12 protein-coding genes are annotated in these 13634 nt (G+C 49.8%); 7 read left to right on the top strand and 5 right to left on the bottom strand.

Annotation, left to right across the window (positions count from 1 at the left end; genetic code table 11):
* The first annotated feature begins 174 nt into the window (after positions 1 to 174).
* Positions 175 to 1974, top strand: coding sequence for an acyl-CoA dehydrogenase family protein (locus tag ACYVIY_RS14840; RefSeq protein ID WP_460977149.1), 1800 nt, complete (start codon positions 175 to 177; stop codon positions 1972 to 1974).
* A gap of 61 nt (positions 1975 to 2035) precedes the next feature.
* On the opposite strand, the gene ACYVIY_RS14835 is transcribed toward ACYVIY_RS14840, so the two are convergent.
* Positions 2036 to 2308 (bottom strand): acylphosphatase, encoded by a 273-nt coding sequence (locus tag ACYVIY_RS14835; protein ID WP_460977147.1) that lies wholly within the window; start codon positions 2306 to 2308, stop codon positions 2036 to 2038.
* Positions 2309 to 2604: 296 nt separating this feature from the next.
* Between ACYVIY_RS14835 and ACYVIY_RS14830 the strand changes: the two genes are divergently transcribed.
* A complete protein-coding gene (locus ACYVIY_RS14830) occupies positions 2605 to 3084 on the top strand; it encodes a GyrI-like domain-containing protein (protein ID WP_460977146.1) in 480 nt (159 codons plus the stop codon).
* 132 nt (positions 3085 to 3216) lie between these two features.
* Complete coding sequence (locus ACYVIY_RS14825; RefSeq protein ID WP_460977145.1) at positions 3217 to 4395, top strand: Gfo/Idh/MocA family protein; 1179 nt, start codon at positions 3217 to 3219, stop codon at positions 4393 to 4395.
* Between the two features lie 90 nt (positions 4396 to 4485).
* On the opposite strand, the gene ACYVIY_RS14820 is transcribed toward ACYVIY_RS14825, so the two are convergent.
* Genes ACYVIY_RS14820 through ACYVIY_RS14810 form a run of 3 tightly spaced genes read right to left on the bottom strand, consistent with a single transcriptional unit; the run spans position 4486 to position 8810 of the window.
* Positions 4486 to 5217 carry an ABC transporter ATP-binding protein gene (locus ACYVIY_RS14820; RefSeq protein WP_460977144.1) on the bottom strand — a complete coding sequence of 244 codons (732 nt, stop codon included), beginning with the start codon at positions 5215 to 5217 and terminating at the stop codon, positions 4486 to 4488.
* Between the two features lie 12 nt (positions 5218 to 5229).
* Positions 5230 to 5751 carry a hypothetical protein gene (locus tag ACYVIY_RS14815; protein WP_460977143.1) on the bottom strand — a complete coding sequence of 174 codons (522 nt, stop codon included), beginning with the start codon at positions 5749 to 5751 and terminating at the stop codon, positions 5230 to 5232.
* A gap of 32 nt (positions 5752 to 5783) precedes the next feature.
* Positions 5784 to 8810 (bottom strand): tetratricopeptide repeat protein, encoded by a 3027-nt coding sequence (locus ACYVIY_RS14810; protein ID WP_460977142.1) that lies wholly within the window; start codon positions 8808 to 8810, stop codon positions 5784 to 5786.
* A gap of 375 nt (positions 8811 to 9185) precedes the next feature.
* Between ACYVIY_RS14810 and atpD the strand changes: the two genes are divergently transcribed.
* From atpD to udk, 4 genes are all read left to right on the top strand, one after another.
* Positions 9186 to 10709, top strand: coding sequence for a F0F1 ATP synthase subunit beta (gene atpD, locus ACYVIY_RS14805; RefSeq protein WP_460977141.1), 1524 nt, complete (start codon positions 9186 to 9188; stop codon positions 10707 to 10709).
* 104 nt (positions 10710 to 10813) lie between these two features.
* A complete protein-coding gene (locus ACYVIY_RS14800) occupies positions 10814 to 11485 on the top strand; it encodes a hypothetical protein (RefSeq protein ID WP_460977140.1) in 672 nt (223 codons plus the stop codon).
* 60 nt (positions 11486 to 11545) lie between these two features.
* A complete protein-coding gene (atpC, locus tag ACYVIY_RS14795; protein ID WP_460977139.1) occupies positions 11546 to 11791 on the top strand; it encodes an ATP synthase F1 subunit epsilon in 246 nt (81 codons plus the stop codon).
* 144 nt (positions 11792 to 11935) lie between these two features.
* Positions 11936 to 12553: a uridine kinase gene (gene udk, locus ACYVIY_RS14790; RefSeq protein ID WP_460977138.1), complete on the top strand. Its 618-nt coding sequence runs from the start codon at positions 11936 to 11938 to the stop codon at positions 12551 to 12553.
* Positions 12554 to 12570: 17 nt separating this feature from the next.
* Here udk and ACYVIY_RS14785 read toward each other — a convergent pair whose 3' ends face one another.
* Positions 12571 to 13608 (bottom strand): 2Fe-2S iron-sulfur cluster-binding protein, encoded by a 1038-nt coding sequence (locus ACYVIY_RS14785; RefSeq protein WP_460977137.1) that lies wholly within the window; start codon positions 13606 to 13608, stop codon positions 12571 to 12573.
* Positions 13609 to 13634 lie beyond the last annotated feature (26 nt).

The following is a 13634-nucleotide window of genomic DNA, read 5'->3' as shown; positions in this document are numbered from 1 at the left end:
ATCTCTGCTGTAAGTTAGACATGCTTCTAATCCGGCTGCGTGGCACAAAAAATAGCTTCTGGCTAAACGGATTATTTTACCATTACTTTTGTTATTAGTATGCTTGCATACTAATTCTATTCTTGTTTTATTTGTACAATAATTAGTATGCAAGCATAACAAACAACCTTAACTATGATTGCGACAGAGCCCAAAGCCTCTATAAAGGGAGGTGAGTTCCTGATTAAAGAAACCACTGCTGCTCAGGTATTTACTCCAGAAGAGTTTACGGAAGAGCAGTTAATGATTGCTGCCAGTAGCCGCGAGTTTTTGGAGCGTGAAATCTGGCCGCGTCTCAACGAAATAGATAATGCCAAATCACCAGAGCTGATTTCATCATTAATGGACAAGGCTGGTGAATTGGGTCTGCTAGGCACATCCGTACCGGAGGAATTTGGTGGCTTCGGCATGAATTTCAACACATCCATGCTCGTAGCTGAGGTGACAGGCGCAGGCCACTCGTTCTCGGTTGCCTTATCGGCTCATACGGGTATTGGTACGCTGCCTATCGTGTACTATGGCAACGAGGAGCAAAAAGCGAAGTATTTACCTAAGCTTGCCACTGGTGAGTGGAAAGCCGCCTATTGCTTAACTGAGCCGGACTCGGGTTCAGATGCGAACTCAGGCAAAACTAAAGCGACCCTCAGCGAAGACGGAAAATACTACGTCCTGAACGGTCAGAAAATGTGGATTACCAATGGTGGCTTCGCTGATGTATACATCGTTTTCGCCAAGATTGACGAGGATAAGAACCTGTCGGCGTTCATCGTTGAGCGCACGTACGAAGGGATTACCATGAATGAGCCCGAGCACAAAATGGGCATCAAAGGCTCTGATACGCGTCAGATCTTCTTCAACGACGTAAAGGTACCGATTGAAAACTTGCTGTCGGAGCGCGGTAACGGCTTTAAGATTGCGGTGAACATTCTGAATATCGGCCGTATTAAGCTGGGTATTGCTGCGGTTGGCGGTTCTAAAGAGGTGATCAATAACGCGATTCGCTACTCGAATGAGCGGAAGCAGTTCAAAACGCCGATCTCGGAGTTTGGTGCGATCAAGCATAAACTAGCTGAGATGGCGATAAAGGTATATGCCTCTGAAACTGCTGCGTACCGAGCCGGTCAGAACATTGATGAGCTCATCGAAGATTTGAAAGAAAAAGGCATGGAAGATGGCCAGGCTAAGCTGAAAGCCCTTGAGCAGTTTGCCATCGAATGCGCCATCATGAAAGTGCACGGATCAGAAGTGCTGGACTACGTAGTGGACGAAGGTGTGCAGGTATACGGAGGTATGGGCTATTCGGCCGATGCGCCAATGGACCGTTCGTACCGTGATGCCCGTATTAACCGAATTTTTGAAGGTACGAATGAGATCAACCGCATGTTGGTTGTCGATATGCTGCTGAAGCGGGCCATGAAAGGTGAACTAGACCTGATGGGCCCAGCAATGGCGGTTGCCAAAGAAATCATGTCTATTCCTGATTTCAATACTGAAGAGGAAGAAGGCTTGTTTGTTGCAGAGAAGAAAGTCTTGCGTAATCTTAAAAAAGCAGGACTTATGGTGGCTGGCGCGGCCGTACAAAAGTTTATGATGAACTTATCCTCCGAGCAGGAGATTCTCATGAACATTGCCGACATGGTTATCGAAATATACGCAGCTGAATCGGTACTGTTACGCGTAGAAAAGCTGATCAGTACGAAAGGTGAAGAAGCCGTTGCACTACAAAAACAAATGGCTTTGGTTTACTTACACGAGGCTGTCGAAAAAGTGAACAACGCAGGCCGGGCAGCTATTACGTCGTTCGCCGAAGGTGATGAACTGCGAGGTATGCTGATGGGCTTGAAACGGTTCACGAAAATTGAGCCGATGAACCTGAAGAACGCTCGCCGTCAGATAGCAGACGCTATGATTGCCGAGAACAAATATATTTTCTAATTATTCCGATTGACTTCATCAACTAAAAGCCAGCCCTGTTATTTGGGGCTGGCTTTCTTTTTTACCGCATTTCCATAAACCGGTCGAAACCCTGAAGCTCGCCATCAGAGACTTGTACGTTCTGCACCTCGGTACCGTCGGGACCTGTTTTGCACCAATCCACGAGTTGATCCAGGGCTTCGGGGTTACCTTCGGCGTCGATACGCAGATCGCCGTTCGGTTCTATCTGGGCGTGGCCTACTAAACCAAGTTTTTCGCCTTTCTGCCGGGCCTCCTGCCGGAACAGCGTTCCACCCAATTGGCCCGATACATGAATGATTATGTTCTTTTTCATTAGTCGTTTTGTTTGAGATAGGGCAGAAACGTCCTTCTAAAGCCCGTCGTAGTCTTCTAACTGCCATCAGCTACGTATTGTTAGCGCCTTACACGTAACAGAATCTCTAGGGAACCACAACACGTTAATAACTAGCCTTTAACTATCAGTTCGTCTTTATTGCGATCAGCAAACTACAATTGGGGAGCTGATAGATACAATACGTATCTTCTTGAAAATATGCGAAAAGCTACTGACATAAGGCTGTCACGGCTGCGCCCGACCTTTGCTGCAGTTATCTGATAAACCTAATAATCATGACAACGCAGCAAACAACAGATACTGATCTACGCGCTACCGATGTAGACCCGTTCACCGCCTTATGCTTCACTACTCAAACTACGCTCCAGGCGATGAATGAGCATAACCACATTCCCGAAAAGCTGTATGCCGAAGCTAGCCGCTTAGGCCTTTTTCCCACCGGGCCCATTCACTACGTATACACCGATATTACTGGCAATTCAGCCAATGTCTTTCAGCTCAATATTGTCCTGCCCATTGAGCGGGCAACGGGCGAATCAAACGAATTTTCGGTCACGACATTCCGACCGTTTCGTTGCGTATCGTACACGCATACCGGGTCATGGAGTGAGTTTCCCACTATATATAACGCCCTGTTTGCTCATTTTCATAGGGAAAGGTATCAGGGTGGCAGCGTCGTTCGTGAGGTGTACGTTGTTGTTGATATTGAAAATCCGGCGAATTGTGTGACAGAAATTCAAATCGAACGTCTGTAAAGTAAGCCAACCTTAATGTATGTCCACAGTCATGTTCGCAAGAACTGATTTGTGGACAGTTTTTTTATGGCCCAACTGCGTGCTGCATTTTTCGTAGCTTTACCGCGTATCCTATACGCTTATTTCCTGTTCATGAAAAACGCAGATTTCTCTCGCAGAAACTTTTTACAACGCCTGTCGGCGTTAAGTGCCGGTATGGCGTCTATACCCCTCGTCGGTCAGGCGGGTACTGAAGCTTACCTGGACGAGTATGCCCGTACTCATTCATTGGTCACAAGTCCGGACTTGACTCGCCTGCACCAACCCGGCCGGAAGCTGGGTATTGCTCTGGTTGGCCTGGGTAGCTACAGTAAAAACCAGCTCGCACCAGCGTTGCAGCAAACGCAGTATTGCCGCCTGGCCGGTATCGTTACGGGTACTCCGTCGAAGGCCGACGAATGGATGAAGAAGTACAATATCCCGAAAGAAAATGTGTACGACTACAAAACCTTCGACCGCATCGCTGACAATAAGGATATTGATGTAATATATGTAGTGCTTCCTAATTCGATGCACGAAGAATACGTAATTCGGGCGGCTCAGGCAGGGAAGCATGTCATCTGCGAAAAACCGATGGCCATTATGCCGAAAGCCTGTCAGAACATGATCGATGCCTGCAAAAAGGCGAACAAGCAGCTTGCCGTTGGCTATCGGCTTCACTATGAGCCATTCACGAAAGAGGTGATGCGATTAGGCCAGGAAAAGGTATTTGGGCCGGTAAAATTCATTGAAAGCAGCGACGCCTTCCGCATTGGTGACCCTACGCAGTGGCGGATGAAAAAAGACATGGCCGGTGGTGGTGCTCTCATGGATGTCGGCATCTACGCCATTCAGGGCGCTCGCTACGTAACAGGCGAAGAGCCGATTTCGGTTACTGCCCAGTTTTCGCCGAAAACTGAACCGCAAAAGTTCAAGGATCTGGAAGAGACGATGTTCTGGCAGTTTCAGTTTCCGAGCGGAGCCGTCAGCAACTCTACCACCAGCTACACAGGGGGCGTTGAGCGGTTATACGCTTCCTGCGAGAAAGGTTGGTTCGAGCTTGCCCCCGCCTTTGGATACGGACCGCTCAAAGGACGTACCAGCAAGGGGCCTATCGAGCAACCTGTTGTGAACCATCAGGCTAATCACATGGATGGCGTCTGTAAAGACCTGCTCGATGGCAAGAAACTTCCTGACCACATTACCGGGGAAGAAGGCTTACGCGACGTTCGACTTCTGCAAGCCATTTACAGAGCCGCCGAAACCGGTCGCAAAATTGACCTGAAAGCCTAGTGTGAAGTGATATTATGTAATGTGGGTGCAGCAAGTGGAGATAATACTCGTTCACTTACTGCACCCACTTCACTTGTTTACTGATTTCACCTACTCCGCAGATTCAATCGACTGCATAAGCGCTCTGGCTTTACGTATGTTCGTGTTCACACGGTCCGTTTCAACGAGTCCGTCACGTAACCGAATGATGCGGTGAGCATATTCCGCAATATCCTCTTCGTGCGTAACCATGATTACCGTGTTGCCTTTGCTGTGGATCTGATCGAAGAGGTCCATAATTTCATAAGACGTCTTCGTATCGAGATTACCGGTCGGCTCATCGGCCAGCAGAATACTGGGGTCATTTACCAGCGCCCGGGCCACAGCGACACGCTGGCGCTGACCACCCGACAGTTCATTGGGCCGGTGCCCGGCGCGGTTTTCTAAACCCACGTTTTTCAGAGCCAGCATTGCCTTTTCGATTCGATCGGCCTTGCTGTAGCCAGCGTATATCAACGGTAGCGCTACGTTCTCCAGCGACGTTTGCCGGGGGAGCAGGTTGAACGTCTGAAACACAAATCCAATCTCTTTATTACGTACCTCGGCCAGTTCGTTTTCGCCCATTCCGCTCACGTCCTGCCCGTTCAGGACGTACTGTCCGGACGTTGGCGAATCTAAACAACCGACAATGTTCATCAGCGTCGATTTGCCCGAACCAGATGGGCCCATGAACGCAACGTACTCACCCTTCTTGACGGAGATCGTGATAGATTTGAGGGCTTCTACCACTTCGGTCCCCATCACATAGCGTTTAGCAATACTGTGGGTTTCAATAATATTCATCAACTTCTGTGATTAAGCGCCAGCGGCTACGATGGCTCCGGCAGCGACTCGCCGACGGCGTTGGAAATAGTTTCTGATAAATAAGCCTGTCAGCACCACCAGTGCCGTCGTTGAGCTAGTGTCTTCGATGTTTATGTCGCCATGATCGCTGAAGAACTGGCGCGTAAGGGCGTAGTTCACAACCTCTTTATCCTCAGCGTCTGTTTTACCCTCCCGAATCATATCCCACTGGCGCATCAGTACGTTATGGCGTTTCCAGGTATAAAGCTCGCCGGTTTCTAACCGTAGTTCAGCACGTTTCCCAAAATGGAACGTAATCTGGCCGACAATCTGGTCGCCGTTACTCACATCATGGATATTAACACTGTGGACCAGGAAACCCATTACATCGAACCGAATTTTCAGGCTGTACAAGTATGCTTCAACGTCCCGGCTAAAGGCATCGCGATGCATACCACCTATTGGCTGATCGTTTTCAGTAATGATCGTGTCACGGCTGAATGCGTTCTTGACCCAGCTTAATTTTCTATCCATGGTGCTTCTGTTTAGGTAGCACCAAATCTACACTACTGAATGAATTTATTTCTATCCTTTTCGATTAAAGCGAGCCTTTCCTGATAAGTTAGCATAAACGCCTGATAATCGGCAGGAGTTGTAGCCGCCTGGAGCTTACCTAAGGCGTTGGTAGCGTAGTCAGGCAGGCTCAAATCAAGGCATAAGGAGATGTATGTTTTGAGCAGATCAGCATTATCTTCATTGAACGGCAAAGCGGTTAGCACCAAGTCATAGGCTGGCTGCGTTTGTTTGTTCGCCTGCTCTAACTGGGCTATGGCCGTAATGATCTGTGCATTCAGCGGTGCGCGGCTATACGCCTGCTTATAAGCCTCCATCGCCTGAACAGGTCTTCTGGCCCGTTCATAGGTTTGCCCCAGCCAATACGCTCGTTCGGCTTCATACTGTGGCAGAACAGGCTGCTTTGCTATTGTCTCGGCAGAGCCTACACTCCGACGGAATGCTGACAAACGCAAAGCGGCTACGTTTCGCATCGACAAAGCAACCGGGCTGATCGGCTGGATTGAATCAGGGAGCGTAGACAGCATCAACTGCGCATTTCGCCACTGGAGCTGGACAAGATAATCGTTTGCCAGGGCAACACCAGCTACCGTTTTCAAACTAGCGTCGGCAATGGTTTCCCAGTAAGCCCCCCGGTTCAGGTCATCAGGGCGGTACGTTACGTAGAACGCTTTTTCCAGATCGGTTTGCGGTTTTCGCTCGTCATACAAAACCTGTTTAAGCGAAGCAACCGCCGAATCGTTTCTGGAAGCCGTTTCCCAGAACGATTGAGCCAATACTGGATCACCCGCTTTGGTTAATGTCAAGGCTTGGTAATACTTAGATGTCGTATCCGTGTTATACCCAAACTGCTCAGCCGCCTTGCGGTGCAATCCCTGTTCGAGCAACCATAAACCCATGATCGAACGGTAGGCCGGTCCATTACGTTGATCCCCCTCCGCGAGCTGACTGATCAGCCCGAAAGCCGTTGCGTGGTTGTGGCGGTTGTACTCGGCTACAGCCTGCGCAAACAGCAGATCATCCGTAAAATCCTGATTGACGGGATCAGTTGCGCGACGCTGCAAGGTTGAGGTTAGCGTCGTGTCAGGCCGCGGATTAACTAAAGCAAAGTTGTACAAGCTGGCAAATCGGCCAACGCTTAGCCCTTCGCCAGCCTGGTTCCCCGTCAACCACTCAGGCTGATCAAGTTGCGTCGTGTCGGCATCAGCCTGCGTAAGTAGCCGCAGGGCAAGCGCATTCGCCTGATACGATTCATAGTCGGATTTAACGGTGCTCTTAACCAGACTCGAGTCAGCGGCCAGCAATTTGGGATTCTTCACGTAAAATGACAGCAGATTTGACTCGGGAACCTCAGTACGGGTCGCATTGGCACTGGCCGATTTCAGGTAGTAATAAGCGGAATCAGCTACACTCGTACGGGCGTAGAGATAGCCTAGATTATTCTGTAGTTCACCGCTATTTGGAAACGCCCGTATACCCCGCTGCAATGTTTTGACGGCTTCAAAGAATAAATCCGTTTGCAGATACGTCTGGCTGAGTCCTACGTAGTCTTGCGGATTAGGTTGCTTCAACGTAGCCTGCTGAAAATAAAAAGCGGCCGCCGTCTGGTTATTTTGTGACAACGCCAGCGAGGCTAGTGCGTAATTCGACTTGTGGTTCTGGAACTCCTGCTCCAGCGCAAGCTGGTAAAACGCGTTGGCCGACGCAGGCTCGTTGTTAGCCGTGTATAAATCGCCCAGACCATTATAATATCCCGCTCCAAACTGCCGAACGGTAATCAGCCCACCCGAAGCCAGCAGAACCACCACCCCAAACACGCCCGCGACCCGAAACAAACTCAGCTCCAGACGCTTCGGCTTGTATACGATGCGGTAGACCGGCAGATTCTGACGAAACATTGGCCAGAAGTTTATCAATACGTAGGCAACAAAGAACAGCCCCATGGCCAGATGTGTGTACACTATTACGTCTTCAAACATCTCGACCAACGGGTCGTTGGCCGTACCAAACGCATAGGCCATCGTCAACGTAGTAAGCAAAGCAAGACCCGTGTACAAACACGCTGCGGCCCCGCTGAACGTAACGACATCCTGTTGTTCGGTCAGTCGTTTAAATCCCCAAACGCCTATTGTTACCGAAATCAGGTATAAAACGAACGGGCTGATAGCCAGTATATCCCAATCGATTGACTTCGTATTCTTTAGCCAGATGAGGATTAGATTGACGAGATACAAAGCACTGATGATGAGAAAATTGGTCAAGCCAAGAGCCCGTCGGTTACCTCCAGCGGCACTCGTATCTGAACGCCCGGTCGAGGTTAACCAAACCAGCCCCGCGATGATTTCGGCCGCAATAAAAAAGATGAAGCCAGTACTAAACGCCAGCAGAACCGGCATTCCATAACTAACGAGAGTTAAGGCAGGTAGCGAAACCGGCGTTAAGACACTTAGCAGGGCGGCTACTAAGGCGGTTACACCGGCGAAGGCCCCAACCCGTACCGGCAGCGCATGATCCGTGCGGAATGCGTGGAAGTAATAGCTGACCGATCCAAATACAAACGTCAGCAACAAAAACAGGTAATTACCACCCAGACCGGGTATTTCCAGCATCTCCCACCGGAAAAAGGCCAGCCCCACGATCATCACGACCATACTGACGAGATACCGGACACGATCGAAGCGAGTAATGGCACTATTGATAAGTACAAAGGCGATACCTATGCCAATCAGAAAAGCGGTAGCCAGACCGGGGCTGATCTGCATTGCCGAAGCGATAAACTGTTCAGAAACCGCATAAGCTTTACCATTTACGGAGTAATCGAGCAAGCCATCGGTGAATGAATGGAGCGCAATCGGCAGTTCATTCAGTTCGCTTAGTACGTCCCAGCGAACGACATTAGACAAACCGCGCAGCCAGGCAACGGCAAACAGAATGAGACTAGCGCAGAAAAAAAGAAGAGAAGCCAGGTAAGTAAGCCGGTAAGACCGACTCCATTCTTTCCAGAAAAATAATGACGACATGCAAAAGAAACGCAGTTGCGAACGGCTTAGTGCCTTTATGCGCCTTTGGCCGGATAATCTTCTGCCTATCAAACGCTTACTTATCCGTATTGTCACACGTAGCGGAATATACTCTGCTTTAGCCTGACGGCTGACGTAGCTGGCCAGACAACTATTGTTTAACCAATACAGACTTGGTTCGTAAACTAACTTTTGTACAAATCGGCGAATAGCTCCGTTTCAGCACCTCAATACCTAAAAAGCTTATTGCCAAACCCATTCGATGGGGAACTAGCTATAAAATGCGCAAAGCGTTCCTTGACCTTACGCGGTTTTTCTCCTACTTTTGCAGTCCCAAATAATGGGCAACTTTTCAATCAGCTACATCACATACAAATGATTACGGAAACGGCAGTCAATACGGGTAAGATTACGCAAATAATCGGGCCGGTCGTGGACGTGAGTTTCGAGGGCGAAGGCTCGCGGATTCCCGCCATTCTGGACGCCCTCAAAGTAACCAAAGCCAATGGGCAGCAGGTAATTCTAGAAGTTCAGCAACACCTTGGTGAAGACCGCGTTCGGGCTATTGCTATGGACTCGACCGACGGACTGTTCCGCGGGATGGACGTTACCGACCTTGGCCACCAGATTACAATGCCTTCGGGCGACGGTGTTCGCGGACGGCTGTTCAACGTCGTTGGCGACGCTATCGATGGTATTCCACAGCCTAAAAGTAGCGGTGGTCTTCCAATTCACCGGGGTGCACCAAAATTTGAAGACCTTGCTACGTCTACCGAAGTACTCTTTACGGGTATAAAAGTGATTGACCTGCTGGAGCCTTACGCAAAAGGTGGTAAAATCGGTCTTTTCGGTGGAGCCGGTGTGGGCAAAACTGTATTGATCCAGGAATTAATCAACAATATTGCTAAAGCCTACGCGGGTCTGTCCGTATTTGCTGGCGTTGGCGAACGTACTCGTGAAGGAAATGACCTGCTCCGTGAAATGATCGAAGCCGGTATCATCCGGTACGGTGACGCGTTTAAGCATTCAATGGAAGAAGGTGGCTGGGATCTGACCAAAGTCGACGCTGAAGAGCTAACCAAAAGCCAGGCAACGTTCGTGTTCGGTCAGATGAACGAACCCCCAGGAGCCCGCGCCCGTGTGGCCCTTTCGGGTCTGACCATTGCTGAGTACTTCCGCGATGGTGACGGCGAAGGTGCTGGTCGTGACATTCTGTTCTTCGTTGACAACATTTTCCGGTTTACGCAGGCAGGTTCGGAAGTATCCGCTCTGTTAGGCCGGATGCCCTCTGCCGTAGGTTACCAGCCAACCCTGGCTACCGAGATGGGCGTCATGCAGGAGCGTATTACGTCGACCAAACGTGGTTCCATTACGTCGGTACAGGCTGTTTACGTACCTGCCGATGACTTGACTGACCCTGCGCCGGCAACGACCTTCGCTCACTTGGATGCTACGACCGTATTGAGCCGTAAAATCTCCGAGCTTGGTATTTACCCCGCGGTTGACCCACTCGATTCTACGTCACGGATCCTGACCGCCGAAATTCTGGGCGACGAGCACTATAACACTGCTCAGCGCGTAAAGGAAATTCTGCAGCGTTACAAAGAGCTTCAGGATATCATCGCTATTCTGGGTCTGGAAGAACTTTCGGAAGAAGATAAGCTGATCGTTTCGCGCGCTCGTCGTGTACAACGGTTCTTGTCGCAGCCGTTCTTCGTGGCTGAACAGTTCACCGGTCTGAAAGGCGTTCTGGTTCCAATCGAAGATACCATCAAAGGTTTTAACGAAATTATCGACGGAAAGCACGACCACTTGCCAGAAGCTGCGTTTAACTTAGTTGGTACTATTGAAGATGCCGTTGCCAAAGGCGAACGGATGCTGAAAGAAGCCGGACAATAACAATACGTTCAGAATACGGCCGGCAACTTAAGTACGGCCGTATTCTGAGAACTAATATCCCCGACTTCAGGTCTACTTGTTTAACTAATTACCCAAACGGTTTTATGAAAACATGGATTAGATTGACGTCGGGACTAGCGCTGGCACTGTTTCTCGGAGCTCAAACTGCAGTTTCGGCACAAGGAGAAATCTCGTTAGCCCAACCAAAGCTTACAGCGGGAGCTATTCGCGAGCCCGAGATTAATACGTCTACGGCGCTGGAAGATACGTCGTCTACCGCTCATCTGGACAAAGCAGTAGCGGCTTTAGATAAAGGCGATCAGGCCACCACAAGTCAGGAACTTGAAGCAGGCATCGCCCGTATGGAGGCTGAAGCTCAACAGAAGCCAACGTCGTTTAAAACGAAGCTGTTAGCGCAGGCAAGCAAACTAAAGGCGCTGTTGCCACTTATTCCCAATGGTGCGCTGGGTAACGGTGTACTGGGCAAAGCAGTAGCGCTGGCTAAGTTAGCCTCGGGCGGCAATCAGCTGGAAAGCATTTTAGGAGCAGGCTCTTTGTTAGGTAAAGGCAGTCAGCTTTCGGGTGGTTTATCAAGTATCGGCAGTGCTCTGGCGACGCTCGGCGGACAAACTCATTCGAGTGGGCAATCGTTGCTTTCCAAGGCTCTTGGAACAGTTAGCAAGCTGGACCAGGGCGGGTTGGTAGCCAAAGCTGCTGAACCCATTGCCAAAACAGAAGTTAGCAGTTTGCTTAATTTTGTGAAAGGAGTGCTTTGATTCAGGGTTTATGATGTACGGTCAAGTACATCCGCCGAGAATCGCAAATCGTAAAGTAGTATGAATCTCGATATTATAACTCCTGACCGCAAGGTCTTTTCTGGCGAGGCCACTGCGGTAACATTTCCCGGCAGCCAGGGTCAGTTTCAAGTTCTAAACGACCACGCTCCATTGGTGAGCACACTAGCCCGCGGCCCCGTTGTTGTTCAGACAGCCTCTGGTCAGCAAACATTCACGGTTGACGGTGGTGTCGTTGAAGTACTCCAGAACCGGGTATTAGTACTAGCCGAAGCCATAGTGGTCTAACATAGCCACGTAGTTACTACAAAAGCGAGATGCTCGAGCTGGGTATCTCGCTTTTCGTTGTATAGGTTATCGTTTGCCCATTAACGCCCGAACCAGTTTCAGTCCGCTTTAAGCGGTTCCGGTTCTTCTCAAGATCTTTATCAAATGATCAACAAACCATTTATCGTTGGCATTACCGGCGGTAGTGCCTCGGGTAAAACCTCGTTTCTGAAGGATATTCTCAACGCGTTTACTCACGACCAGATCTGCCTTATATCCCAGGATAATTACTACCGAACGCTTGAGCACATTCCGTTAGACCCAAATGGCATCTATAACTTTGATTTACCTGAAACGATAAATCACGAACTTTTTGCCGAGCATTTAGAGCAGCTTCATGCCCGGCAAACGGTAGAAACGCCTGAGTACACGTTCAATAACCCAAACGTTACGCCAAGAACGCTTATTTACCGCCCTACCCCAATTATCATTGTTGAGGGGTTATTTGTGTTTCATTTTCCGGACGTAGCCCGCCAGTTAGACCTTAAGGTCTACATTGCCGCCAAGAACAAGATTAAGCTTAACCGACGTATCACCCGTGATCAGGCTGAGCGAGGACTGACGCTTGAGCTTATACAATATCAGTGGGATAACCATGTCCGGCCGGCCTATCGCGAATTTGTGAAGCCGCACAAAGATGAGGCAGATGTGGTTATTCCGAATAATCTCCACTACCAAAAAGGGCTGGATGTTTTGATCGCGTTCCTAAAAACTAAACTCTAGCTACCACGCCTGGCCCCCTAAACCTCGATGACAACATCGTCGCTTTCGGGGTAGCCCGTACAGGTTAACACCCAGCCTTCGGCTAAATCGCGCGCCGTCAATACGTCGTTAATTGTCATGTGAATGCGCCCGGACAGACACCGGGCTAGACAGGTAGAGCAACGGCCTCCCCGGCAACTATAGGGTAGATGAATACCTTCGTCCAGAGCAGCCTGCAAAATGGATTTATAAGCAGGCACCTGAATCTCAACGGCCCGTTCTCTGTGCTGAATCAGCATCGTCCGGTCGACCGCAAGCGCGGGTGGTGGCGTTTGCACAACCGGCTCAACCACAAAGTTCTCTCGCCTGATTTGCTCGGGATGCACACCAATGAACACAAGGGTAAACTGCACCATCCGCATGTAATCGCCTGGTCCGCATACGTAATAACTGAGGTTAGTCAGATCAGACGTACCAACAAGCGTTGGCAGAAGCCGCTCGAGCAGAACGTTATTTAAGCGGCCGCGCATTCCATTCCACTCATCGGTCGGGTTACTCAGTAGATAGAGGACCCGAAACCGCGTCGGAAATTGAGCTGCCAGTTCATCGAGTTCCTGCCTAAAAATAATCGTCCGCTCCGTTGAGTTACTGTACAGCAGCGTTACGTGCCGGGCTGGCTCGTTGAAAAGCGCCTGCTTGAGAATAGAGAACAGCGGAGTTATGCCGCTACCGGCTCCGAGTAGTACTAAATCTCGGGGTTCGTCTGTCAGCGTAAAGCGCCCGGCTGGCCATAAACAGGTTAAGACATCGCCAACCTGCAACGTATCGAGTAAGTAGCGCGAAAGTTCTCCGTTTTGGACGCGCTTGATCGTCAGACGTAGCGGTTCCGTAGGAGTTGAACTTAGCGAGTAAGACCGACGTACTTCGTGCCCATTATGCGGCAAAATAAGTGTTAAAAATTGACCGGCGCGATAAGGCACAGGCTGACCATCCAGGTTTTCAAGAAAATAGCTTCTGGTGTCTGCCGTTTCTTGTCGTATCGCTATAACGCGGAGTTTCAGATAATCCGTAGTCATTCGGAGGAGCTCTATGTTCCTAAAAC

This window comes from Spirosoma knui (genome assembly GCF_054780635.1).
Note: the sequence above shows the minus strand (reverse complement) of the source record. Positions and strands in the feature narration are given on the sequence as shown.

Coding starts and splice junctions, on each gene's coding strand:
- ACYVIY_RS14840 (WP_460977149.1), top strand. CDS start 175: ATGATTGCGACAGAGCCCAAAGCCTCTATAAAGGGAGGTGAGTTCCTG.
- ACYVIY_RS14835 (WP_460977147.1), bottom strand. CDS start 2,308: ATGAAAAAGAACATAATCATTCATGTATCGGGCCAATTGGGTGGAACG.
- ACYVIY_RS14830 (WP_460977146.1), top strand. CDS start 2,605: ATGACAACGCAGCAAACAACAGATACTGATCTACGCGCTACCGATGTA.
- ACYVIY_RS14825 (WP_460977145.1), top strand. CDS start 3,217: ATGAAAAACGCAGATTTCTCTCGCAGAAACTTTTTACAACGCCTGTCG.
- ACYVIY_RS14820 (WP_460977144.1), bottom strand. CDS start 5,217: ATGAATATTATTGAAACCCACAGTATTGCTAAACGCTATGTGATGGGG.
- ACYVIY_RS14815 (WP_460977143.1), bottom strand. CDS start 5,751: ATGGATAGAAAATTAAGCTGGGTCAAGAACGCATTCAGCCGTGACACG.
- ACYVIY_RS14810 (WP_460977142.1), bottom strand. CDS start 8,810: ATGTCGTCATTATTTTTCTGGAAAGAATGGAGTCGGTCTTACCGGCTT.
- atpD (WP_460977141.1), top strand. CDS start 9,186: ATGATTACGGAAACGGCAGTCAATACGGGTAAGATTACGCAAATAATC.
- ACYVIY_RS14800 (WP_460977140.1), top strand. CDS start 10,814: ATGAAAACATGGATTAGATTGACGTCGGGACTAGCGCTGGCACTGTTT.
- atpC (WP_460977139.1), top strand. CDS start 11,546: ATGAATCTCGATATTATAACTCCTGACCGCAAGGTCTTTTCTGGCGAG.
- udk (WP_460977138.1), top strand. CDS start 11,936: ATGATCAACAAACCATTTATCGTTGGCATTACCGGCGGTAGTGCCTCG.
- ACYVIY_RS14785 (WP_460977137.1), bottom strand. CDS start 13,608: ATGACTACGGATTATCTGAAACTCCGCGTTATAGCGATACGACAAGAA.